The sequence below is a fragment of the Salmonella sp. 741265050_HSA genome (assembly GCF_046569445.1).
GTDB lineage: Bacteria > Pseudomonadota > Gammaproteobacteria > Enterobacterales > Enterobacteriaceae > Salmonella > Salmonella enterica.
Genome location: NZ_JBKFSV010000001.1, coordinates 893,389 through 917,434 on the forward strand (window position 1 = coordinate 893,389; position 24,046 = coordinate 917,434).

Consider the following 24,046-nt stretch of genomic DNA (forward strand, 5'->3'; position numbering starts at 1 on the left):
TGCGCTTGTTAAAAAAAAACAGGCACAATTTTTTGTGCCTGTTTAGCGTTACTTATTGGCTGCCGCCTGCTCCGCTGGTTTTTCTTTTTCAAGATGCGCCAGGTCCAGAGCAATCTTCACCGTTTCATCAAGGTATGGGTCCGGTTCCTGGTAATCCTTTGGCAGATCGTCCAGTTTCTTCAGCAACGGTTTACCCTCGCGTTTAAACCGATCGTTAATACGCGCCAGACGCAGAGCGTCTTCTTCATTGTTCTCTTTCTCACGCTGCGCATAATTCAGAGAGACGATGTTGCGCTTATCCTTCATGGCATTGAAACGTGCAATATCCTTCATGATGTACTGAAACTCAGGATCTTTGGCGATACGCGCGTTGTGTTCTTTCAATAATTCCGGGCCAAACGGGGCCAAATCGTCCGATTTCACGTATTTCGCCGCATCAATGCTATCCCACGGCAAGGCGTTATCTTCAAATTTTTCTCCGGTTTCCGTCTCTTCATTGCCAGTCGGCATGATGATATCCGGCGTGACCCCTTTACGCTGCGTACTACCGCCGTTGACACGGTAAAACTTCTGAATGGTGTACTGCACCGAACCCAGCGCAGGCCATTCCGGGCGAAGCATCTGATCGTAAATTCGGTTTAGCGAACGATATTGCTGTACCGTCCCTTTACCGAAGGTCGGCTCACCGACAATCAGCGCGCGACCATAATCCTGCATCGCGGCAGCAAAGATTTCCGATGCCGAGGCACTGAAACGATCGACCAGCACCACCAGCGGGCCTTTGTAGTAGACCACGCCGTCGGTGTCGCTATCCTCACGCACTTTGCCGTTATTGTCGCGCACCTGAACTATCGGACCAGAAGGGATAAACAGACCGGAAAGCGAAACGGCTTCCGTCAGCGCCCCACCGCCGTTTGAACGCAGATCGATAACGATGCTGTTAACGTTCTGTTTTTCCAGCTTCTGAAGCTGAACTTTGACATCATCGGTCAAGCCAACATAGAAGCCTGGAATATCCAGTACACCAACTTTTTCCTTGCCGACGGTTTTCACCGACATTTTAACCGCGCGATCTTCAAGACGAATCCGTTCACGCGTCAGCGTGATAATACGCGTTTTCGTCCCTTTGCCAGCCGGCAGTATTTCCAGTCGAACCTTGCTGCCTTTTGGCCCTTTGATCAGCGCCACCACATCGTCAAGACGCCAGCCAATGACGTCGACCATCGGTTTTCCGGCTTGCCCTACGCCGACGATACGATCGCCGACGCTAATCGACTTACTCTTCGCTGCCGGGCCGCCGGCAACCAATGAGTTAATGACAGTGTAATCGTCATCCATTTGCAGCACCGCGCCGATACCTTCCAGAGACAGGCTCATTTCGGTATTAAACTGCTCGGTATTGCGGGGAGAAAGATAATTCGTATGCGGGTCGATTTCACGCGCAAAAGCGGTCATCGCCAGCGAGAACACATCTTCACTGTTGGTCTGCGCCAGGCGACGAATAGCGAATTTGTAGCGACGCGTCAGCGTTTCGCGAATTTCTTTGTCGCTCTTGCCGGTGAGTTTCAGACTGAGCTCATCGAATTTCACTTTACCATCCCACAGCGCATTTAGCTCAGCCTCATCTTTAGGCCAGGGCGCTTTACTACGGTCCAGGTTAAACGTATCGTTTCCAGTGAAATCCATTGGCCGTTCCAGCACTTTTAGCGCGTACTGGTAACGTTCAAACCGGCGCTTTTGCGCAAGGTTATAAAGATCGTAAAAAACATCCAGCTTACCCGTGCGCAGCTCATCGCCCAACACGGTTTTCTTTTTCGCAAACTGCTCGACATCGCTCGCCAACAAAACGTTGTGGCTATAGTCGAGAAGATTCAGATAGCGATCAAAAATCTTTGCCGAAAATGCCTCATCCAGATCGAACTGGCGATAGTGGGAGCGGGTAAAACGCGACGTTACGCGCTCGCTCACCGTCGCATGTTGCGTCTCTTCCTTTAGTACGGGAATTTGATCGGCACGCGTAATATCTTCCACGGCGAAGGACTGGCCTGCTAATGCAAGCAGGCCAGCTAACGCGGTAAGCCTAAAAAAAGTGTTCATGCCAGGCCTGGCCTCCGTTTCAGAACACCAGGTGTTCTGCGCGTACAATCAAAGACATACCCGAATTCAGCTGTACACGGACACCATCTTTGGTGATTTCTAATACGGTGGCATCCATCGCATTATTACCCGCTTTCACCTTGAGGGACTGCCCTACGGTCAATACTGAAATATCAGAAACCGGCGTGTGCTTCTCTTCGCGAGGCGCACGCGGCGCTTTCGTCGTCGGTTTATCAGCGCGAGGTTTACGTTCAGCGCCTTCTTTACGACGCGCTACCGGGCGAGGTTTACGCTCGCGTCGCGGCGCGTCTTCTTTTTCGCCAGCCGCCGCGGCAGCTTCGCGTTTTTTCGCTTGCTGCTCTGCGCGCTGCGCCTGAACACGGGCTTTGGCTTCTTCAAGCTGCTTACGCGCATGTTCGACATGCTGTTCTTCCAGCTCGCCGCACGGATTGCCATCAAGGTCGACGCGCGTTGCGCCCGGCTTAACGCCGTACAGGTAACGCCAGCTTGAAGTATAAAGACGTAAAGCGGAACGAAGTTGCGTTTTGCTGAGGTTCATTTCGCCCCCAACTCGCTCTACCAGATCCTGAAAAATACCAATTTTCAGCGGGCGAGCTTCGCCTTCCGCACTAAAACAGTGAGGAAAACGCTCGGCCAGAAACGCGATAACTTCTTTACTGCTATTCAACTTAGGTTGATTTTCCATGAAATTTCCTGATTACAACGGACGTAGCCAACAAGCAGCAGGCATGAACAGGCGTCATTATAATGACGCCATCAGTAATTGCTACGTTATCCGTTGATTATCCTGCGACGCTCGCAAAGAATTTTTTGTAATCCGTCGTTGCAAGCACGGTTTCAAGCTGTGCGACCAGCGTACGCAGGCCGTGTTCATCTTCTTCGGTAAAACGGCCAAACGCCGTGCTATCTATATCCAGCACGCCGATAATCCGTTCGCCAACCGTGACAGGCAGCACAATTTCGGCGTTGCTGGCGGCATCACAGGCAATATGGCCGTCAAACGCATGAACATCATCAATACGTTGAACCTTATTCTGCGCTACCGCTGCGCCGCACACGCCGCGACCAACCGGAATCCGCACACAGGCGATTCGCCCCTGAAACGGCCCCAACACCAGCGTATCGCCTTCGAGGAGATAAAATCCTGCCCAGTTCACCTCGGTAAGGCGTTCGAACAGTAGCGCGCTGGTATTCGCCAGCGTGGCCAGAAAGCTGGTCTCACCTGCCATTAACGACTGAAAATCGCGGTTTAACGCCGCGTATAGTTCTGTTTTGCTCATTATATAATCACTTCGTGGTCTTACTCCTAAACACAGGCTATTAAAATAAGCATTAAATGCGTTCTTGCTCAAGATTATTCCTGTCATGAGTTAAGATTACATTATTCTAACACTTTGATTCACGATACATGGCTCTGAACACCTCACACGTCACGCCAACAAAAAAGCTAACGATCAGGTCAATTAGCGAAGCGCTGCCGCGCAGCCACTACCAGCGCTGCCCTGAATGCGACATGCTGTTCAGCTTGCCGGAGATGAGCGCTCATCAAAGCGCTTATTGTCCTCGTTGCCAGGCCAAAATTCGCGATGGGCGCGACTGGTCGCTAACGCGGCTGACCGCGATGGCGGTAACCATGCTGCTATTGATGCCGTTTGCCTGGAGTGAACCGCTACTCCATATCTACCTGTTGGGCGTACGCATTGATGCCAATGTGATGCACGGCATCTGGCAAATGACGCAGCAGGGCGATCCGTTAACCGCCGCAATGGTGCTCTTTTGCGTGGTGGGCGCGCCGCTTATTCTGGTTTTTTCAATTGCTTATCTGTGGTTTGGCAGCCTCCTCGGCATGAATCTGCGTCCAGTCCTGCTGATGCTGGAAAAACTGAAAGAGTGGGTGATGCTGGACATCTATCTGGTCGGTATTGGCGTTGCCTCTATCAAAGTGCAGGACTATGCCTTTCTGCAGCCGGGCATCGGGCTTTTAGCGTTCGTCTCGTTGGTGGTTCTTAGCATTCTGACTATGATTCATCTGAATGTGGAGCAACTATGGGAACGATTTTATCCGCAGCGCCCTGCTCAACGTGCGGACGAAAGATTGCGCGTCTGTCTTGGCTGCCACTTTAGCGGCTATCCGGATGCGAAAGGACGCTGCCCGCGTTGTCATATTCCGCTACGGTTACGCAGAAAACAGAGCATACAGAAGTGTTGGGCGGCCTTGCTGGCGTCTATTGTCTTTTTGCTGCCGGCAAACCTGCTGCCTATCTCGGTAATCTACATTAATGGCGGGCGTCAGGAAGATACTATCCTGTCGGGCATTATGTCGCTTGCCAGCAGCAATATCGCCGTCGCCGCCGTCGTTTTTATCGCCAGTATTTTGGTGCCGTTTACCAAAGTCATCGTGATGTTTACGCTACTGTTGAGTATCCATTTTAAATGCGAACAGGGACTGCGGACGCGAATTCTGTTGCTGCGTCTGGTGACATGGATAGGCCGCTGGTCGATGCTGGATCTTTTCGTTATCTCGTTAACCATGTCTCTGATTAATCGCGATCAGATTCTGGCTTTTACTATGGGACCGGCTGCGTTTTATTTCGGCGCAGCGGTAATTTTGACTATTCTTGCAGTGGAATGGCTGGATAGCCGCTTACTTTGGGATGCACATGAGTCAGGAAACGCCCGCTTCGAAGACTGAAGCGCAAATTAAAACCAAACGCCGTATTTCACCTTTCTGGCTGCTACCGCTTATCGCGCTAATGATCGCAGGGTGGCTAGTATGGGATAGCTACCAGGATCGCGGCAATAGCGTGACTATCGATTTTATGTCGGCGGATGGTATCGTACCAGGCCGGACTCCCGTTCGTTATCAGGGAGTAGAAGTCGGCACCGTGGAAGATGTCAGCCTGAGCAAAGATCTGCGCAAAATTGAAGTTCGCGTCAGTATCAAATCAGATATGGAAGATGCGTTGCGCGAAGAGACGCAATTCTGGCTGGTGACGCCCAAAGCCTCGCTGGCGGGCGTTTCCGGCCTGGATGCGTTGGTCGGCGGGAATTACATCGGTATGATGCCAGGTAAAGGCAAGCCCAGAGATCATTTCGTCGCCCTGGATACACAGCCTAAATACCGGCTTAGCAACGGCGATCTGATGATTCATCTCAATGCGCCGGATCTCGGTTCGCTTAATAGCGGTTCACTGGTCTATTTCCGTAAAATCCCTGTCGGACGGGTGTATGACTATTCGATTAACCCTAACAAACAGGGCGTGACGATTGACGTTCTGATTGAGCGACGGTTTACCGATCTGGTGAAAAAAGGCAGCCGTTTCTGGAATGTCTCCGGCATTGACGCCGATCTAAGCCTGAGCGGCGCGAAGGTGAAACTGGAGAGCCTCGCGGCCCTGGTCAATGGCGCGATTGCGTTTGATTCGCCGGACAATTCCAAACCCGCCGCCCAGGATGACACGTTCGGCTTATATAAAGATTTAGCCCACAGCCAACGAGGGGTAATCGTTAAACTTGAGCTGCCCAGCGGAGACGGTCTGAAGGCGGAATCTACGCCGCTCATGTACCAGGGACTGGAGGTGGGTGAGCTTTCTAAACTGACGCTCAACCCTGGCGGTAAAGTCACCGGAGAGATGACCGTCGATCCCAGCGTTGTTCCGCTGATGCGGGAAAATACGCGCATTGAGTTACGCAATCCCAAACTGTCGCTAAGTGACGCGAATATCAGTTCGTTGTTAACCGGAAAAACCTTCGAACTGGTGCCGGGCGACGGCGAACCGCGCAGTGAATTTGTGGTGGTGCCGGGTGAAAAAGCCCTGCTGCATGAGGCGAATGCCTTAACCCTGACGCTGACGGCCCCGGAAAGTTACGGCATCGAACCGGGCCAGCCGTTAATTTTACATGGTGTAAAAATTGGCCAGGTCATTGAGCGCAATTTATCCAGTAAAGGCGTGTCATTCACCGTCGCGATTGAACCGCAGCACCGAGATTTGGTACAGGGCGACAGTAAATTCGTGGTCAACAGCCGGGTGGATGTCAAAGTCGGCCTTGACGGCGTAGAGTTCCTCGGCGCCAGCGCCAGCGAGTGGATTGACGGCGGAATTCGTATTTTACCCGGTACGAGCGGGAAGATGAAATCCACCTACCCGCTCTATGCTAACCTGGAAAAAGCGCTGGAAAATAGCCTCAGTGACTTACCGACTACCACCTTAACGCTGACGGCCGAAACGTTGCCGGATGTCCAGGCAGGTTCCGTCGTGCTGTATCGAAAATTTGAAGTAGGCGAAGTCATCACCGTTCGCCCACGCGCCAATACCTTTGACATCGACCTGCATATTAAGCCGGAGTATCGCCACCTGTTAACCAGCAATAGCGTGTTCTGGGCGGAAGGCGGCGCGAAGGTGCAACTTAACGGCAGCGGCCTAACGGTACAGGCCTCGCCACTCTCCCGCGCGCTGAAAGGGGCCATTAGTTTTGATAACCTGAGCGGCGCCAGCGCCAGTCGGCGCAAAGGCGATAAACGCATTCTTTATGCTTCAGAAACCTCCGCTCGCGCGGTAGGCGGACAAATTACGCTGCACGCGTTCGACGCCGGAAAATTGGCGGAAGGGATGCCAATTCGTTACCTCGGTATTGATATCGGCCAGATCCAGACGCTGGAATTGATCACCGCACGTAATGAAGTGCAGGCAAAAGCCGTACTTTATCCGGAGTACGTACAGACATTTGCCCGCGCCGGGACACGTTTTTCCGTTATTACGCCACAAATTTCCGCGGCGGGCGTCGAGCATCTGGATACGATTCTCCAGCCCTATATTAACGTTGAGCCAGGACGCGGCGCGGCGCGGCGCGACTTTGAACTGCAGGAAGCCACGATTACCGACTCACGCTATCTGGATGGGTTAAGCATCGTCGTGGAGGCGCCAGAAGCCGGCTCGCTTAATATTGGCACCCCCGTCCTGTTCCGCGGTATCGAAGTGGGAACGGTCACCGGAATGTCCCTGGGGTCGCTCTCCGATCGCGTGATGATCACCTTGCGTATCAGTAAGCGTTACCAATATCTGGTGCGTAATAACTCCGTATTCTGGCTTGCCTCCGGCTATAGTCTCGACTTTGGTCTGACAGGCGGCGTGGTGAAAACGGGGACATTTAATCAGTTCATCCGTGGCGGTATCGCCTTCGCTACTCCACCAGGTACGCCGCTGGCGCCAAAAGCGCAAGCCGGTAAGCATTTCCTGTTACAAGAGAGCGAACCGAAAGAGTGGCGTGAATGGGGCACCGCTCTGCCACGTTAAACACCCGGCTCCGGCGTACTCGCGCCGGAGCGTTTTATGCTACACTGCGCGCCTGTTTTTTTGCCGGCGATACACCTGTGGCTCAACACGCTGTCTATTTTCCTGACGCTTTTCTGACGCAAATGCGTGAAGCAATGCCTTCCACGCTCTCTTTTGATGAATTTATTTCGGCCTGCCAACGCCCGTTGCGCCGCAGTATACGCATCAATACGCTTAAAATCTCCGTGGCTGATTTCCTTGCCCTAATCGCGCCCTACGGCTGGTCGCTCACGCCAATTCCGTGGTGTCATGAAGGATTCTGGATCGAGCGCGATGATGAAGAGGCATTGCCGCTTGGCAGTACCGCTGAGCATTTAAGCGGCCTGTTTTACATTCAGGAAGCCAGTTCGATGCTGCCGGTCGCGGCCCTGTTCGCCGATGATAATCATCCGCTGCGGGTCATGGATATGGCAGCGGCGCCTGGCTCCAAAACCACGCAGATCGCTGCCCGCATGGGGAACCGCGGCGCCATTCTGGCCAACGAATTTTCGGCCAGTCGCGTCAAAGTTCTGCATGCTAATATCAGCCGATGTGGAATCGCCAATACCGCACTGACGCATTTCGATGGTCGCGTATTTGGCGCTGCGTTACCGGAGATGTTTGACGCTATCCTGCTGGATGCGCCCTGCTCTGGCGAAGGCGTAGTACGTAAAGATCCTGATGCGCTAAAAAACTGGTCGCCAGAAAGCAATCTGGATATCGCGGCGACACAGCGGGAACTGCTCGACAGCGCTTTTCATGCTTTACGACCCGGCGGCACGCTGGTCTACTCCACCTGCACGTTAAATCGCCAGGAAAACGAAGCGGTCTGCCTCTGGCTGAAAGAGACCTACGCCGACGCCGTTGAATTTTTGCCGCTGGGTGATCTGTTTCCTGACGCTGACCGCGCCCTCACCCCGGAAGGCTTCCTGCACGTCTTCCCGCAAATTTACGACTGCGAAGGATTCTTTGTCGCACGTCTGCGTAAAATGTCATCCCTTCCAGCCATGCCCGCTCCGGGGTATAAAGTGGGGGCGTTTCCTTTTACCCCCCTCAAAGGCCGCGAAGCATTACACGTTACCCAGGCGGCCAACGCCGTCGGACTGTTATGGGATGAAAATCTCCATCTTTGGCAGCGTGAAAAAGAGGTCTGGCTGTTCCCGGCAGAGATTGAATCACTGATCGGAAAAGTCCGTTTTTCCCGGCTCGGCATTAAACTGGCCGAAAGTCATAATAAAGGCTATCGCTGGCAACATGAGGCGACGATAGCCCTTGCCTGCCCGACTCATGCTCACGCGTTCGAACTCTCTGCGCAAGAGGCGGAGGAGTGGTATCGCGGTCGGGATATTTATCCGCAAACACCCCCTGCCGCTGATGATGTCCTGGTGACGTTCCAGCGTCAGCCGCTTGGTCTGGCAAAACGTATCGGCTCAAGAATAAAGAACAGTTACCCGCGTGAACTGGTACGTGATGGCAAACTCTTTACTGGTAATAGCTAAAAGCGCACAAAAAAACCGCACTTTTTGACTGGCGCTTTTGCGTACGTTGACTACGCTGAAAAATGGACGGCTAAACTGGTCGTACCACAATTAGCGTATTAACGGAGAGCACGATGATGAAAACCAGTGTGCGCATTGGCGCTTTTGAAATCGACGATGCCGAATTACATGGCGAATCGCCGGGGGAGCGAACGTTAACTATCCCCTGTAAATCCGATCCGGATTTATGTATGCAACTGGACGCCTGGGATGCCGAAACCAGCGTTCCCGCCATTCTCAACGGGGAACATTCCGTTTTGTTCCGTACTCATTACGATCCTAAATCTGATGCCTGGGTCATGCGTCTTGCCTGACTCAAAAAGAACCCGTCGCCAGGCGGGTTATTTATTCTTCCTTTTCTCATTTCCCCCCCTGCGCTAACCTCTCCTACACTATCGTGTAAAGTAGTTAACATTGAGGATGTAATGTTCGCGCTGGTACTTTTTGTATGTTACCTGGATGGAGGATGCGAGGATATTGTCGTGGACATCTACGATACCGAGCAGCAGTGTCTTTATTCGATGGACGATCAACGGATTCGCCATGGCGGCTGTTTTCCGGTAGAGGATTTTATCGACGGCTTCTGGCGACCTGCGCAGCAATATAGCGATTTTTAACCCTGGTCGCTGATACCGCTATTGTATCCGCGCTAACGTCAATTGCCCGCCAAATACCGCGCCCGTATCAATATAGTGTACGTTGGCGAAATCCATGCGCCGACGCAACGGCGTATGGCCAAACCAAAAATGATCGGCACCGCTAATCCCGCCGCGCTTATTTATGAGTCGTTCGCGGCTCCAGAGAACCTGATGTAAATCGACCTTTTTTTGCCATTGATAGGTTGACGCGGGGTAATCAGCATGAGCGATCACATGCGTGCTATGGCGGCAGCGAACTTCCAGTATCCGGGGCAGTCGCTGACAAAGGATAAAAAGCGCTTCAGCTTGCGCAGCGTGTTCAGCCGTCAGGCGGGTAAACCAGTCGCCACCATTCATCAACCACAGCGTCGACTGCGATGAGGCCCGCGCATCCAGCGCCATTTGTTCATGATTGCCGCGAACCGCCGTCATCCAGTACTCACGCAGTAAAGCCAGGCAACCCAGGCTGTCCGGGCCTCTATCAATGAGATCGCCCACAGAAACTAACAAGTCTTGTTGCGGATCAAATCGACACTCACGTAACCTTTTCATTAACATTGAAAAACAGCCGTGGATATCACCGACCACCCAGACATGCCGCCAATTCTTTGCCTCTATTCGCTGATAAATCTCTTCAGGCCGCATCATATTTTTCCTGTCGTTCATTATCCAGGACAGATATAAAAGGATAGCGTGTGCAGATTTTCTTGCTTAGTAAATGTGCTCTGTTGTAAATAGCGAATTTCATCAGTAGCGAGTAAATACTTTGTTATTATCGCAATAAAATATAACTGGCTGCGCCAGGGGAGGGTTATCCCCTGGCGCAGCGAGCTACTCACTATCGCCTGTTCACGTTCAATATTCTCCCTCCTTAAAAGCATGCCAAAAACATAAACCACATATCGACACCACAGGCTTCAGCACACTCTTGAGCTGAGTGAGTTGCAAGGCAAACCAGCGCCAATGCAGGTGTCGTTACCGTGGCGACCATCGCCCCCACAAACAGGAGCAGCATAATTTTTTTTAAAGGCGGCATAACCTCTCCTGACAGTTAACAGACCATTAATCCTTATCGAGACATCATCCGTGCGCGGGTATCATAGACTTAACAACACGCAGCGTTACAAAAAAAGCTGTCTGGTTATGCCGGTATTTAGAGTAATAACAATTATTTTAAATTTTAAAGGTATCCATTTGATTTTTATATTAAAATAAAGATGACGACGTTTTGTTAAAAGCGTCGCCATAAAAATGAATATATACTTTCAGAAAATCTGCTATTAATTCATATGGTTAATAGCAGTATTGTGTTTGCTATCTTCAGGAGGCATTCTGAAGATACTTATTCGCGATATTTTCTATAGTTAGCTGAAATTGTTGTGGCGTCGGCATCGTCCCCTTATTAAACAGCGGCGTAACCTCTTTCATAACGATTTTCTCAGCATACGCTTTAAAAGACACCTGCTGATTATGATTTATAAACATATGCGGATATTTAATGCTCGCTGCAGCAATGAGGGGGACGACAAAAGGATTCGCCCCTGCCCCACCTGGAGTAAATACGCCGTTTTTTATCTCCCCAGGTAGCCCCGCATTCTGCGCAGCTTCTCCTATCTCTTTCAGAAAGGGGGTAATACTGACCCCTTTACTGATGAGTAATTTACAACAGTGATCTTTATTATTACTGTACACGGCTGATAACATGGCTTCGCATGTCTGACGAGCATAGGCCGGATCTTTACTCGCATTACCTTTGATATCCAGGCTATTGAGCTTTTGCAGCATAAAATCTTTAACAGTTTTACTGGTTAATACTGCCCTACCCTCAGAGGCGCTCCCACGATGAAAATGGCTAGTCGGTATGTCTGTTTGCAGATGCAGGCTAAAGCGATCAGACAGACTCGTCGACAGGCTGATAAAGCTATTTCTAACGGCAGTAATACTTTTTGCAAAAACGTCCTTATCCGTTGTTTTTTCTTTTACTGGTTCAACGTCACTTCTATGGATTCTGTAGTGCTGGGTGGATAGTGTTATGTTAGTCACGGTAGTTCTCCTTTTGGGTACCTATGCATAGCTACACTTTATTTATATTTCTTGCTTTCAAAAAATAGCCACCTTCGCCACAACCATTTTTATTCATTGATCTGTATAAATTTTATTTTCCTGATGAATTTTGTTCTTCTGTCACTTAGCCTGTTTTTTTTCGGCGCAAGGTGATCGACTTTTATCGAGGAACATTTTTATCGGGACAATCCTGAACAGGCAAAACATCACTTCAATTCAGCTGCTGCGTCACGCAAAAACATTCATGAATATTATTATTTATGCTGATGTTGTTACGATTTTGCCCCTATTCAAACACTGACTGTCAGTTATCCTGCCTGCAGGTTAGCCGCTTTTTCAAAACCTATAAAGTCTCCACGCCAAACCTCTCCGCCACTGTAATCCTTATCTAAATATCAATTAATTAACTGATTTTTATATATTATGACTTTTCATGGCATTCAGAAAAACTACAAATGAAATGGATTGACGCATCTATTAGTGGTCAAAAAAAACGCGTTACGAGAAATAATCAGTAACAATTGCAACACTATTCCAATCATAACGTAAACTATATGATACCAGGCGATTATTATTGCTTTTAGGTAACATCTTTGTATGGCTGCTTTTAAGCAACAATACTCTAACACAACATACAACATTATAACTTACAATAGGTTAACAAATGGAATTACAGCTTATGCTTAACCACTTTTTCGAGCGCGTCAGAAAGGATGCAAATTTCAACGCATTTCTAATCGATCTGGAATATAATAATATCGCTTATTACATCTATTTTGTTGCTACCGGCAATGTGAAAATTATCACTCATGCAGGCCATTTCATTTCTATTAAAAGCAATAGAAAGCTGATTAAAGTCAATTCAACACCAAATACGCAATTAATAAAATTGACTTCAGCTAAACACTTTTCGGGCGAGCATTCCTATGAAAAATACTGTACCGATCTGGCAACAGCAGGCGTTTTTAAATGGATTGTGGAATTAAACCAAAAAACTCGACAATACTGGTCGAAAGACAACCAATTATTATATATAGAAAATGTGGTCATGCCGCTTTAACAAGCCAGGGTAATAATAGCGTCAGTCGTGACATTCGGCGTGTTACGACTGCGGGTTATCCATTTAGAGACCATAATGAGAGTCTGACTGCGAGAGTTACCCTGTGCAGTCCGACCGACGCAGCAACGTTTGACACGATGCTCGACAACAGCATCTCCTGATGCAGGAGAAATGATATTCAAAGCGATATCGACTAAAAGCTCAAAATATTTGCCTGCTATTTATATTCTATCTAATTAATACCCTCCAGGAAGTGTGGCATAATTGCAGAATCTGTCAGGATTCCGGGAGCATACCGGAGCGTAATCGAAAAACCATCTGGAGATGTATGAGCAAGGATGAAATCAGTTATCAAATTCTTTACCGGTACTCTCTGGAAAAACTATACAGTACTCTTACCAGAAGAGTAGATAACGTGCTGTCATTCGCCCTCGTTTTTCTCGGGGTCGGCGTCACCATAAACGTCGGGAGTCCCTTTATTCTGGGGCCAGGCATTGTGGGTATCGCCATACTAAAAAGAGTACTCCGCTTCGGCACGCGATCAGCACAGGCCGATCGGCAGTCCCGCGCCTGGCTGAAACTTTTTAATACTCAGCACCGCTTTCCTTCAGATAAAACACTGTTCCTTGCCTTCACATCGCTTGAGCAAGACGCGAGCGAAGTATGGTCCATGCTTATTGGTCCTGCCATCGTCATGACTGAGACCGCCCTCGGAAAAACGCCCATTGAGCCATTGACGGCGGGTGAAAAAATCTGCGCATTTTTGAGTGGCGCGACGAAATCCCAGCCAGCAGCTCGCAATTGACCTGTCTTCTAAACGTCTGTGCCATACCACAGAGATTTAGTACAAAATTAATTAATGGAGTACTAACGCTGTCAGCAGGTTTCTCTGAGTGAAAGATTCGTATTATACGCACAGCCCAGTTTACAGTTTATATAACAGCGCTATATGTTTTTGTATCCGTACCATGCCGCCTACAAGCGGCTGTCTGAGTACCTCTAGCCGTGCCAGGGGGTATTAGCTCAAATGTGAGCTGACATATCTATGGCACAGCGCCAAACCTAATCTGACTGTCCGCCCTGTGCCAGAAGCGGACGCTGAACATGGTGTGTACAGGCCAACAATACGATATATTTTAAAGCTACCTGATTGCAGCTTTCATAAGGCTATGGGTATTCAAATGCAGCAAAGCTATAAATCAGGCTTAATTAAATAATGCCTTTGCGAACCTACTTTAGGAAAGTCCGGTAGCGACATTTGAAGTATATAACCCTGTTTTTCATAAAAAGGGAGAGCCTGGAAGCTAAAGGTATCTACAAGTCCATGAACACAGCCTTTCCGCAAACCTTCTTTTTCGGCCATCTCCATAAGTTGGCTCCCCAGACCGCGGCTCCTTGCAGATTCACTTACCCAAAGATAGTCGATGCAGAGCCACGGACCTTTTCTGTCAGCAATTAATCCGCCTACCATTTCGCCGCTTTCGTTTCTGCAGTAGACCCCAAGCTGCCCATTTTTACTAAAATCGATGAACTGAGCATTGTAGCTTCTTAATCCGGTTAATAGTTCTTCTTTATCAAATTCAGTAACTTGATGTGTAATTTGAATGTCCATACATATCCAATTGAACAAGTTTGCATTTGGAATATAACGTTATAAATAAGTTAATTAAATGTATCAATAGAAAGTTTGCTTTTACTCCTGGGGGCAGGTCACGTCCGCTACTCGCTTAAAGCAGACTGTCAGTTGGAGTCTGAGCTGGTACAATTAATGTGCCACTGGTTAGAAATCAGTAATACGATTTTATCAGGCTGATGCTCTGGCCTGTCAGGGTTTGAGGTATCCACCCGGTTTACCAGCACCCTGTATTTGGCACCGGTGGAACCCACTTCCCGATCCAGGATATCCAGTACCCACCACCGAACCTTTTTCCCCAAAAGACATGAGCAACCTCAAGCGCCTTGTCTGGATGATAACCACGGTATGAAGTTTGATAACGCGTGGAATCAGGGAGTATGGTTCGCTCTCCGTTCAGCAACTGGACGCCCTTCTCCCCAGCCTTTCAGCGTTGAAGATTTGCCAGCGCTGGGTGAAGAGTGTAGGCGAATTATGAAAATCACTTCTGCCGTTTATACTTCGAAAAAGACGTTATCAGAAAGGTGGTTCGCAAGCGCGGAGTTATTAAACCTTTACTTAACGAAATACGCTTTAAGTTGCTTGAATTGCAGCAGAAAGAAAACGACGGCTTGATGATGCTGGACAAATTAAGCGAGCATGGCATCAATGGACTGATACGCCGTCAATAAAAGGAAGGGTGCATGGACGATCCCGTCACATCACCAATCACAACAGAAGAGCACAAAACAACATTTCACAGCGTAAAGGATAAAACACGATGCCATTTTCAATCAAACACATATGTTCAGGCCCAAAAGGACACTACCCAGAAATCTCCGGACCTATACAGAACAAGCCAGTACCGAGGAATTGCACACTGACCTCAACAACATGCGATATACAGAGCTATACAGTATTCAGCAGATGGTCCTGCAGTTATGAAATGCGCCCACCTGGTGCAGAAGAAAAAACCCCACGACTAAAACTCTCAGCAACGGAGCTCTTATGGCTATCTAAAACAATAGAAACAGAGAGGTGCAACACAAAAGAATGAGCCTGTCAGTAATTCTGTGTAACTGCCCAGTTATTAAAGGTGATCGCTCAGGCGGTCACCGAACTCGATAATAAAACGGCTCATCGCCAGCCGCCAGTTCTGGATCGGCCTACTCCATTTTTTTGACGCATCCTTGATTGCCAGATAAATAACTTTTCGTACTGAGTCATCCGTCGGGAACACCTTGCGTTTCTTAATCGCGGCACGGATCACGCAGTTCAGGGATTCGATTGCGTTTGTCGTGTAGATGGCCTTGCGGATATCCGGCGGATAACTGAAGAGCATATTGAGGTTTTCCCGGTGCGCACGCCAGCTTTTGCTGATTTGCGGATATTTATCGTCCCGGACTTTCGCGAACGTATCTAGCGCCATCAGAGCCGCCTCTTCGGTCGGGCCTGAGGCCGCTGTTACATATTAATTAAGTGATTTTAACGATTAGAATACGTTATTTTTGATTCTAATAGATTCAATTAGCTATCACTTTCCCTTCCCGTCTTTTGCGTTAAGATGGTCCAGTACTTCCATCAGCTTGGCACTACCGGCGCGCGGCGCGTTATGTAAAATCACAGATTATCCTGCGATCGTGAAAATTCCCCCTGTCGCCGTCGGCGTATTAGCCGCCGCGGGGAGTAGCCAGGTACCTTTCCATGTCAGCCTGGAATGTGAGTCCGGCGCCGTATCCAGCCCCCGTCCAACCATTAGTGCCGCCAATGTCGCGATGGGGTTTGTCGTTAATCAACCAACCGCCGTGGCGGTGGCTCGTCGCCTGGGGATAACCGCATCCGCAGGCGGTCTGTCGTGGCTACTGGACACCCATTATGGCGAACCCGGCGTAGCTTCCGGAGTGGGAATTCGCATCTATAACGATGCCGGTACACCGATTAATCTGTTGCCCGATCGTATCAGGACGGGCATCGGCAACGCCCGAGGCTGGTATGGCTATAAAGATTTAACCACACGGGTATCATCCGGTTCAGTAGAAACCTACAGCGATGATTTTACTGCCTCACTTGAGGCGATCGGCGGACAAACAGTAACAGCAGGAAGCGTTAATGCGCAATTACAGGCATCGCGTCGTAGTGTGTCTGGCATCTATGCTATGTTATAAACTATTTTGCTCTGGTAACCCATCATGTTCTGCGGCTACGTAATGGGTTTTACAAGCTCTCGTGATGAATCTGACTCAGAACAAATTCTTCCAGGTAGCCGTACGGCCAGGAGAAGTAATTTAGAAGCGGATCACAATTTTGTTAATTGATTAGATTTTATCCCAAATGGCGCCAGTATTAAGGTCGCCATATAAAAACATTCTATTACAACGAGTTATCTCCTCCTGCCTCCGCCCCGGCGCAAAGCTATAGTTTTTTCTATCTCCTTGTGAAACAAACAATTATTCTTGCTATGGCGCTGATTAACAATCGTTCGCGGGCAACGTACATTCAGCGAGTTTCAGAGCTTCCTGACGGAATTCCGCCGGTGCTGTTTCCGGGGCTTCTTACTGGTTGATACAGATCCTGCCTCTTACTTGAGAATTTACTCATTTAGCCGTATGTCCATTATGGGTGGATAAGATCATTTATCATCGTAAGGGTTGAAAGCGATAAGTTAAACTTATCCTGGCTCAACAAGGGAACCCGACTAATGATGAGCTCTTCATCTTCAAGGCGTTTTATGCCTTCCAGCAAGAATAGATATTAAATCGACAACTGCTGCCAGGTCTTGCAGGCGCAGTGGACAATCGTGTGGTAACAGCCTGAGTCATTTCTTATTTTTCTCATTCAGCATAACTGCGTCTTCTGATAGAGAAATTTTTATCTAAACATATAAAAAACACAGTGAAGAAAACGCTACTTTTTTCTAGCTAAAAAGCTAAATTAATTTTTTTATGGAGAGGATCTTATGCGCAAGGTGTCGATATCTATATTATTCATGCTAGTTTCACTGACCTGGGGGACTACATGGTTGGCTATGCGAATTGCCGTTGAAACTATCCCTCCAGTGTTTGCAACCGGAATGAGGTTTATGTTTGCAGCACCTTTTTTAATCATCATTGCATGGTTAAGAAAAAAAACACTGTTGTTTCCTCCCGGACAACGATTATTCCAGTTTGTGATTTGCATCTTTTATTTTTCTATTCCTTTCTCACTAATGATTTATGGTGAAACCTATGTCAACTCTGGGCTTGCCGCCATTATCTTTGCGAATATGCCTGTGGCCGTTTTGATAGCATCGGTTTTGTTTCTAAATGAAAAAGCGAAACTAATGCAGATCGCGGGCTTAACTATCGCAATCACTGCATTGACGGGGATACTTCTTGAAGAAACGAATACAAGTACAGAGAGTCACTGGCAGGGTATCACTGCGCTTATTTCTGCTGTGTTAATCCATGCCATAATATATACACAATGTAAGAAAAGAAGTTGTACTGTCTCTGTTATCACATTTAATGCGCTCCCGTGCCTTTTAGCTGGGTTGATACTTTCTGCGACAGGATGGTTTTTTGAAAGACCACAAGTATCAACCTTCTCAGTACACTCAATATTAGCTACCCTGTATCTCGGGGCTTTTGCCGGAGTTTTTGGTATCCTGTGCTACTTTGCGCTTCAGCAAAAGGCTAATGCCTTCCAGGCTTCGCTTGTATTTCTTATCTTTCCGCTGATTGCGGTAAGTCTGGAAGACTATATTTATGGATATGCTATTTCAACACATTCAATGCTGCTTATTATACCATTAGCTATCGGGATATTTCTTACTCTTGTCGCCAGAAATATCCCTGTAACCAGCAGATGCCGGGATAATTCATCACAGGAATAATCGATTTATAATAACGCAAATAATTCCTGAAGCCTTACTGAGCTCCGGCTAATGCGGGGTGGATAAGCTGGAATACAGACCCGGTAATACACAGCGATTATATTAACAAGCAATGTAATAAAGGAGTTTTTTATGTTCATGTTTCTGCCATTCTTGCTTGCACTGAGCGTGGCAATGGGAGCCATAAACAGAAAGGATAAAGTCAGCTACATTCTATGGGCCGTTTTACTCATCGTCACTATTTTATCATTCATCCATCATATGACCAATTCGCTAACTTTGTCATTTTAAGGAGTGTGTATGAAAACGCATCATCATCCAACAACATTTGTTCATCTGATTAATCAGATGGGACTCCTTGGGATATGCGTTGCTCTGGTTGTAGCCTTTTATTATCAACTCGTTAGGCATGAGCTGCCTTGTCCAATTTGCTTATTACAGCGGGCTGGCCTCATCATCACCGGTTTTGGCTTTTTATTTAACCTCTGCTTTGGTCTACGAGGTATACATTACGGGATGGTAATTATTGGCAGTATCCTGACCGGAGTTATGGCATCCCGGCAAATATGTTTGCATATCATGCCCGGTGACACAGGATATGGTTCTGCATTTTTTGGATTACACTTTTATACCTGGACTCTGATTACGTCAATTCTCATTATTATTGCTGTTGCGGTAGTTCTGGCAATCAGTAGCATGAATGTTGCATTTCGTTCATTGAATATTAATCCGAACCTGTTCAGTATTGTCGGTTGGGTATTTCTATTACTGATTACTGCCAACCTTATTTCAACTGTACTGGAATGTGGCGGAGGGGAATGTGCTGCTAACCCGGTCACATATAAGCTACTGTCGAAACAGGATATTGCCTTTCTGAAAACAGGCCTCCTGACGAGGACAGTTCTCCGGTTATGACGCACTTTTAAAATGACTGATTGGTAAATATATAGCAAGCACCTGTCTTGTAGAAACTGGAATGGTTATGGGCTAACACGGAAGTTTCAGTAACGTTGAAATGGTGCAATAATAGGAATCAAACTTATAACCTTCGCATTACGAATTAGTAGAATCACATTTAACTAACTAAAAGCATGTTGACCAGACTCGCAGACCATTGAATCACGCAACAACCAGTTACTGTCATCTGATGAAAAAGGCTGTGCATAACAGAATCAGGACTGACTGGCATCAGGGTCATGTGCTTCAGCAGCAAATACATAAAATGAAGCAAGATATAAAGAATGAAGGAAAAATCGAGTATGAAAAACGTACAGAATTGTCTGAAGTAACTTCCCTGCAGCATTGACGCCGCAGGGAATCTATTTATGGTGTAACTATATTGAACCAGAACTCAAACTTGTCCATATAGCCCAGCATCTCATCCAGTTTCGCAGCATTACCGGTAACGTTGACTTCTCCTTTATCTTGAGCCTGCTTCAGGGTTTCTTCCTTCAGGATAATTTTATTCAGCGTGTCACGGTTCAGAGTAATCGTGGCATCAGCATCTTTCGCTTCAGCATTAGCCGTGTGGTTCAGCACGCCATTTTCCAGCTCAAGCTTGTACTTTCCGCCGTCGCTGCCAAGGTCAATATTAAACACCGCCCGGGCATTACCCGCTTTTTCACCGTTGATATGTACAGCCAGGAAATCGAAGAACATTTCAGGGGTCATTGCCCGAACGGTATCCGGACTTGCTGTATTTGGCGTCGGACCTTTAACCACACCGTTACGCAGCTCCTGCGCACCGGTCAGGTAGAAGTTACGCCATGGACCAGATTCAGCCTGATACCCCAATTGTTCCAACGCATCGGCTTCAAGGTTACGTGCATTCTGGTTATTTGGATCGGCAAACACGACCTTACTCACCACCTGAGCAACCCAACGGTAGTTCCCCTGGTCAAAGTCTGCTTTGGCTTTCTGAAGAATCGCATCGGCACCGCCCATATATTCAACAAATTTCTTAGCCGCTTCTTCGGGTGGCAGCTCATCAAGGGTTGCCGGATTGCCATCGAACCAACCGAGATACAGCACATACGTTGCTTTTACGTCATGGCTGATGGAGCCGTAATAGCCGCGGTTGGCCCAGATTTTTGCCAGGCTATCCGGTAGTTTGAAGTTGGCCGCTATTTCGTCGCGAGTCAGACCTTCATTGGCCATACGCAGAGTCTGGTCATTGATATAACGATACAGGTCTCGCTGGCTTTTCAGCAGACCAACAACATTCTCGTTACCCCAGGTCGGCCAGTGGTGCTGGGCCATAATAATTTCAGCTTTGTCACCCCAACGCCCTATAGCTTCGTTGATATATTTCGACCACGGCAACGGCTCACGAATTTTTGCGCCGCGTAGCGAGTAAGTGTTATGCAGGGTGTGAGTGACGTCCTCTGCGGCTTCGATGAGTTTCTTCTCTTCGATGAACCACAGCATTTCCGAAGGGGCTTCCGAACCAGGGGCCAGCATAAAGTCGTAAGTCAGGCCATCAATCACTTCTTTCTGGCCGTCTTTATCGATGATATTAGTGGGCGCAATCAGTGTCACCGTCCCCGCAGAGGTGGTCGTCCCCAGCCCGGCGCCAACCTGGCCGGAGGCATCTGGTTTCAGGAGGTTGCCATACATATAGCTGGCACGGCGGCTCATCACGTTGCCGGCCATAATATTCTCGGCTACTGCTGCCTCCATAAAGCCAGCAGGCGCATACACTTTCACCTTGCCGGATTTCACGTCCGCTTCATCGACAACGCCACGCACCCCGCCATAGTGGTCAACATGGCTATGAGTGTAAATGATGGCGACAACAGGCTTATTGCCACGGTTTTTGAAATACAAATCCATACCGGCTTTGGCTGTTTCCGCAGAAACCAGCGGATCGACAACCGTAATCCCCTCTTTACCTTCGATAATCGTCATGTTGGATAAATCAAGGTTACGAATCTGGTAGACGCCGTCTGTTACTTCAAACAAGCCACTGATATTGATTAGTTGGGACTGACGCCACAGACTAGGGTTAACAGTGTCAGGAGATTTTTCCCCTTCTTTTATGAAAGCGTACTGCTGTGGATTCCAGATGACATTCCCTTGCTCTCCCTTAATCACCTCTTCAGGTAAATCAGCAATAAAGCCTTTATGGGCATTCGTGAAATCGGTGTTATCAGAGAAAGGGAGTTGGTTATAAAGCGCATCGTTAGCTTGCCTGGTTGAAGCAGTGGCACCTTTTGGGGCTTCCTGTGCAAATAAAGGTGTCAGCACAGTAGAAGAGAGTAGCCCCGCCAGCGCAAAACTTTTAACGATCAACTTAAGTCTCATTTGTACCCCTCATGTAAAAATATTCTATATCACTCAATCTGGTCGATTAATTATCTGTTAATTCAAACAATTAAAGTTATTGCTGACCATTTTCGTTCTTTTAAATATAACAAAAACGTTACATTTCGCCATTTATGGATACAAATAAATCATGTTTTACGTCTGCCAGTTCCATCCTCTTTTAGTAAGTGGGGGGGGTAAGCTCACTTCCGGTTTCCGGGAGACACTATAATTCTCCCCCCTACTACAGGAGCTGTGACTATAAGTTCGTCACTGTGGAACAAAATCATCTCATCAGCCAAAAATGCTGCCTGGCCTGATAGCTTTTCCATTTTTCACTGTGAGATATCAGCGCACTACACTGGATAGTAATTCTTCATTTATGAGGCGATTAAGGATGGGACAGGATTCGGACGACAGGCGCCGTACCTCCAGTGCTGGAAGGGTATGGCAGGATCATAAAGATATGGTCAGGCAAGCGCTACATGTAAGTATTCCGTGGTTCACATTTGTGAATATCAGCTTTGCGCTTATCATTTTATTTCGCCACATACTCATCAGTGACTTTGACAAGTCGATCAGTGCACAGACTGGAATACTGCCTTTAATAGACGATATTATGGGCAGTATTATTGTTTTTTCGTTCCTGATACTCCTTTTCATTTACCGCCTTCCGACCAGATTTACTCCTCTTTGTCTGGTGATGCTGCTGATTCTCAGTCTGATGTGGAGCTATTGTAGCTACTGTTTTATTGTCTGGTGGCAGCTGCCTTTTGCCTGGCCTCTCAGTGTCATCCTTATGCTTACCGCGCTGGCTGCGCTTTATTATCATCTGCCAGCGTTGCTACTTTTCATCGTCCCGTTATGGCTGACCGCCCTACTGGCCAGTGTGCAGCTTAACCAGTATATGAATATCCGGTTTTTATTAGTCTGGCTTACTCTTACCGCCATACTCATTTATGGTCGCTTTATCCTGCAGCGCTGGTTTGATGAAGCCTGGTTGCGTTACCAGGAAAACCGGATGCTTATTGCGCGTCTCGACGTTATGGCTCACCAGGATGCACTGACCGGGACCGCTAATCGACGTTCAATGGAAAGTTTTCTTGGGGATGCTCTCCGCCAGACGGAGCCGTTTGCACTGATCATGCTCGATGTGGATTATTTCAAAAACTATAACGACCATTATGGTCACCAGGCTGGCGATGCCTGTCTGGCAAAGGTGGCCTGTGTAGTGAAGAGGTCGATTCGTACTCCGGCAGACCTGGTGGCACGTTACGGGGGCGAGGAGTTTGTCGTTGTGCTGCCTTCTTCGTCGCTGAATGAAGCAGCACTGGTTGCTCAACGTATTCAGACAAACCTGCGTGAAACCGCACTGCCGCATGCAGCATCTGCGGTTAGCGAAACGGTCACCGTCAGCATGGGCATCACCCTTTCCACAGCCGGTGACACTGTTACCGGCATTATTGCCAGAGCGGACGAGGCCCTTTATCGGGCTAAACAACAGGGACGTAATCGTTGGGTAAAGTAAAACCAGTTGCCCGGTCTTTGATACAGATGATCACCTTGCCATACTCAGATAATTAAAACTGAATATTTGGAAGCAAAAAAGACAGTCGGACTCACGGAACCTTTGCGCTGGTACAGCCTGAATATCAGATAAAATTATGTCCAGCCGCAGACAACCAGTTGACAGTGGAATATTCCTGGTGTTGTGAACAAGGCGACATTCACAACACGACTGTGCTCACGGAATTCAAATGCCGAACGGGTGATTACGATATTCACTACCTCTGCAAAGTTATATTATTCGATTTTCATGCAGATTTCGCCTCCCGGTAATATCCCGGATAAAATGCCAGTACCCTTTGCATCGTCACGCTGTTCCGGCACTCCGTACAGATAACGTTTCTGGTCCGGTCGTAGGAACTCACGACACCTTCCGGCGTTTTCAGAAAGCGGGTAATCCTGGCATCTTCACGTTTCTGCTTCCAAAGCAGGAAAGCCTGTTCCGAAGGAAAAATACCGCTTCTCCCGGCCTGATACAGATCCCCACAACTTTCCGCCTTTTCCAGGTAGTGGCGGGCTGTAAAAATGGTTAACCCTGTTATCTTCCGCAGCTCTCCAAACGTCATCCGACCGTGTGTTCGTATCAGTTCCGTCAGGCGCTTCTGTATTTCAGCTTTCTGCGCCGGTGTGTAATTTCTGCTCATAAGTCCCCCCCCTGTTAAAGCCTTCCCGCCGCCTTACGCCGTCTGAATTCTTCCATCATCAGTTGTGCCGGGGTTGGCCCTGCCGGATGGCGCGGCGCTGCAAGTTGACGGCGTACCGGCGGTAGCCACAACGGAAATCCGAAAAGTTCTGGCGCTGGGTGACTGTGACACCATGAGTTTTGTCAGCGCCATCGTTCAGTGTACCCAGCTTGGGCTGGAACCCGGCGGCGCGCTCGGTCATGCCTATCATACCGGGCAGTCGTCAAACCTCCAGGATCGCGCATCGTCAACGATGCAGGTGATCGTGAACAAGATATAGT

The 24,046-nt window shown here is 48.2% G+C and carries 23 protein-coding genes and 5 pseudogenes; 15 read left to right on the forward strand and 13 right to left on the reverse strand.

Features of this window, described 5'->3' with window-relative positions:
• Positions 1-48: 48 nt before the first annotated feature.
• The 3 genes from prc to ACLD4F_RS04475 all read right to left on the reverse strand — a co-directional run bounded on the left by prc (position 49) and on the right by ACLD4F_RS04475 (position 3,398).
• Positions 49-2,097, reverse strand: coding sequence for a carboxy terminal-processing peptidase (prc, locus tag ACLD4F_RS04465; RefSeq protein WP_001091237.1), 2,049 nt, complete (start codon positions 2,095-2,097; stop codon positions 49-51).
• Positions 2,098-2,116: 19 nt separating this feature from the next.
• Entirely contained in the window at positions 2,117-2,803 is a 687-nt protein-coding gene (gene proQ / locus ACLD4F_RS04470; protein WP_000431401.1) for an RNA chaperone ProQ, read from the reverse strand.
• A 97-nt stretch (positions 2,804-2,900) separates the two neighbouring features.
• On the reverse strand, positions 2,901-3,398 hold the full coding sequence (locus ACLD4F_RS04475) for a GAF domain-containing protein (RefSeq protein ID WP_001518229.1): 498 nt from the start codon (positions 3,396-3,398) through the stop codon (positions 2,901-2,903).
• A gap of 128 nt (positions 3,399-3,526) precedes the next feature.
• On the opposite strand from ACLD4F_RS04475, the gene yebS reads away from it, so the two are divergent.
• The 5 genes from yebS (at position 3,527) to ACLD4F_RS04500 (ending at position 9,585) form a co-directional block, all read left to right on the forward strand.
• Entirely contained in the window at positions 3,527-4,810 is a 1,284-nt protein-coding gene (gene yebS, locus ACLD4F_RS04480; protein ID WP_001207293.1) for a membrane integrity lipid transport subunit YebS, read from the forward strand.
• Positions 4,779-7,412 (forward strand): PqiB family protein, encoded by a 2,634-nt coding sequence (locus ACLD4F_RS04485; RefSeq protein WP_001529852.1) that lies wholly within the window; start codon positions 4,779-4,781, stop codon positions 7,410-7,412. The genes yebS and ACLD4F_RS04485 overlap by 32 nt, the downstream gene beginning before the upstream one ends.
• 77 nt (positions 7,413-7,489) lie before the next feature.
• Entirely contained in the window at positions 7,490-8,929 is a 1,440-nt protein-coding gene (rsmF, locus tag ACLD4F_RS04490) for a 16S rRNA (cytosine(1407)-C(5))-methyltransferase RsmF (protein WP_410991937.1), read from the forward strand.
• Positions 8,930-9,045: 116 nt separating this feature from the next.
• Positions 9,046-9,282 carry a YebV family protein gene (locus ACLD4F_RS04495; protein ID WP_024131108.1) on the forward strand — a complete coding sequence of 79 codons (237 nt, stop codon included), beginning with the start codon at positions 9,046-9,048 and terminating at the stop codon, positions 9,280-9,282.
• A gap of 111 nt (positions 9,283-9,393) precedes the next feature.
• Positions 9,394-9,585 (forward strand): YebW family protein, encoded by a 192-nt coding sequence (locus tag ACLD4F_RS04500; protein WP_000457838.1) that lies wholly within the window; start codon positions 9,394-9,396, stop codon positions 9,583-9,585.
• Between the two features lie 18 nt (positions 9,586-9,603).
• Here the strand turns inward: ACLD4F_RS04500 and pphA are convergent, their stop codons facing one another.
• From pphA to sopE2, 4 genes are all read right to left on the reverse strand, one after another.
• Positions 9,604-10,254: a protein-serine/threonine phosphatase gene (pphA, locus tag ACLD4F_RS04505; protein WP_411010690.1), complete on the reverse strand. Its 651-nt coding sequence runs from the start codon at positions 10,252-10,254 to the stop codon at positions 9,604-9,606.
• Between the two features lie 17 nt (positions 10,255-10,271).
• Positions 10,272-10,487 carry a hypothetical protein gene (locus tag ACLD4F_RS04510; RefSeq protein ID WP_024132346.1) on the reverse strand — a complete coding sequence of 72 codons (216 nt, stop codon included), beginning with the start codon at positions 10,485-10,487 and terminating at the stop codon, positions 10,272-10,274.
• Complete coding sequence (locus tag ACLD4F_RS04515; protein ID WP_001134851.1) at positions 10,478-10,642, reverse strand: hypothetical protein; 165 nt, start codon at positions 10,640-10,642, stop codon at positions 10,478-10,480. Before ACLD4F_RS04515 ends, ACLD4F_RS04510 begins: the two co-directional genes overlap by 10 nt.
• Positions 10,643-10,926: 284 nt before the next feature.
• Positions 10,927-11,649: an SPI-1 type III secretion system guanine nucleotide exchange factor SopE2 gene (sopE2, locus tag ACLD4F_RS04520; protein ID WP_350414468.1), complete on the reverse strand. Its 723-nt coding sequence runs from the start codon at positions 11,647-11,649 to the stop codon at positions 10,927-10,929.
• 685 nt (positions 11,650-12,334) lie between these two features.
• On the opposite strand from sopE2, the gene ACLD4F_RS04525 reads away from it, so the two are divergent.
• Entirely contained in the window at positions 12,335-12,730 is a 396-nt protein-coding gene (locus ACLD4F_RS04525) for a DUF1398 domain-containing protein (protein ID WP_000422887.1), read from the forward strand.
• Positions 12,731-13,058: 328 nt separating this feature from the next.
• Positions 13,059-13,535, forward strand: coding sequence for a hypothetical protein (locus ACLD4F_RS04530; RefSeq protein ID WP_411010691.1), 477 nt, complete (start codon positions 13,059-13,061; stop codon positions 13,533-13,535).
• Positions 13,536-13,922: 387 nt separating this feature from the next.
• Here ACLD4F_RS04530 and ACLD4F_RS04535 read toward each other — a convergent pair whose 3' ends face one another.
• On the reverse strand, positions 13,923-14,342 hold the full coding sequence (locus ACLD4F_RS04535) for a GNAT family N-acetyltransferase (protein ID WP_242106025.1): 420 nt from the start codon (positions 14,340-14,342) through the stop codon (positions 13,923-13,925).
• A 369-nt stretch (positions 14,343-14,711) separates the two neighbouring features.
• On the opposite strand from ACLD4F_RS04535, the gene ACLD4F_RS04540 reads away from it, so the two are divergent.
• Positions 14,712-14,978 carry a hypothetical protein gene (locus ACLD4F_RS04540; protein WP_411010692.1) on the forward strand — a complete coding sequence of 89 codons (267 nt, stop codon included), beginning with the start codon at positions 14,712-14,714 and terminating at the stop codon, positions 14,976-14,978.
• A 168-nt stretch (positions 14,979-15,146) separates the two neighbouring features.
• A complete protein-coding gene (locus ACLD4F_RS04545; RefSeq protein WP_031607419.1) occupies positions 15,147-15,287 on the forward strand; it encodes a hypothetical protein in 141 nt (46 codons plus the stop codon).
• A gap of 145 nt (positions 15,288-15,432) precedes the next feature.
• Here the strand turns inward: ACLD4F_RS04545 and ACLD4F_RS04550 are convergent.
• Positions 15,433-15,792: pseudogene (locus ACLD4F_RS04550) on the reverse strand (transposase); the annotation flags it as partial.
• A gap of 90 nt (positions 15,793-15,882) precedes the next feature.
• Positions 15,883-15,954, reverse strand: a pseudogene (locus tag ACLD4F_RS04555) (DNA polymerase V); the annotation flags it as partial.
• Between ACLD4F_RS04555 and ACLD4F_RS04560 the strand changes: the two are divergent.
• The 4 genes and pseudogenes from ACLD4F_RS04560 to ACLD4F_RS04575 all read left to right on the forward strand — a co-directional run.
• Positions 15,941-16,507: pseudogene (locus tag ACLD4F_RS04560) on the forward strand (fimbrial protein); the annotation flags it as partial. The pseudogenes ACLD4F_RS04555 and ACLD4F_RS04560 sit on opposite strands and share 14 nt — an antisense overlap.
• A 791-nt stretch (positions 16,508-17,298) precedes the next feature.
• A complete protein-coding gene (locus ACLD4F_RS04565) occupies positions 17,299-18,213 on the forward strand; it encodes a DMT family transporter (protein ID WP_061371941.1) in 915 nt (304 codons plus the stop codon).
• A 132-nt stretch (positions 18,214-18,345) separates the two neighbouring features.
• Positions 18,346-18,504: a DUF5993 family protein gene (locus ACLD4F_RS04570; protein WP_000480735.1), complete on the forward strand. Its 159-nt coding sequence runs from the start codon at positions 18,346-18,348 to the stop codon at positions 18,502-18,504.
• A gap of 9 nt (positions 18,505-18,513) precedes the next feature.
• Positions 18,514-19,128, forward strand: coding sequence for a disulfide bond formation protein B (locus tag ACLD4F_RS04575; protein WP_023218581.1), 615 nt, complete (start codon positions 18,514-18,516; stop codon positions 19,126-19,128).
• A 408-nt stretch (positions 19,129-19,536) separates the two neighbouring features.
• Here the strand turns inward: ACLD4F_RS04575 and ACLD4F_RS04580 are convergent, their stop codons facing one another.
• The gene (locus ACLD4F_RS04580) at positions 19,537-21,516 is read right to left on the reverse strand and encodes an alkyl/aryl-sulfatase (protein ID WP_411010693.1); all 1,980 of its coding nucleotides are present in this window, start codon (positions 21,514-21,516) and stop codon (positions 19,537-19,539) included.
• A 397-nt stretch (positions 21,517-21,913) separates the two neighbouring features.
• Here ACLD4F_RS04580 and ACLD4F_RS04585 point away from each other — a divergent pair, with 397 nt between their 5' ends.
• Positions 21,914-23,044, forward strand: coding sequence for a GGDEF domain-containing protein (locus ACLD4F_RS04585; protein ID WP_079981249.1), 1,131 nt, complete (start codon positions 21,914-21,916; stop codon positions 23,042-23,044).
• Between the two features lie 286 nt (positions 23,045-23,330).
• On the opposite strand, the gene ACLD4F_RS04590 is transcribed toward ACLD4F_RS04585, so the two are convergent.
• Both ACLD4F_RS04590 and ACLD4F_RS04595 read right to left on the reverse strand, forming a co-directional pair.
• Positions 23,331-23,726 (reverse strand): DUF977 family protein, encoded by a 396-nt coding sequence (locus ACLD4F_RS04590; RefSeq protein ID WP_024798200.1) that lies wholly within the window; start codon positions 23,724-23,726, stop codon positions 23,331-23,333.
• 14 nt (positions 23,727-23,740) lie between these two features.
• A pseudogene (locus ACLD4F_RS04595) lies at positions 23,741-23,851 on the reverse strand (replication protein); the annotation flags it as partial.
• Here ACLD4F_RS04595 and ACLD4F_RS04600 point away from each other — a divergent pair.
• A pseudogene (locus ACLD4F_RS04600) lies at positions 23,848-24,033 on the forward strand (recombinase RecT); the annotation flags it as partial. The pseudogenes ACLD4F_RS04595 and ACLD4F_RS04600 overlap by 4 nt on opposite strands.
• Between the last annotated feature and the right edge of the window lie 13 nt (positions 24,034-24,046).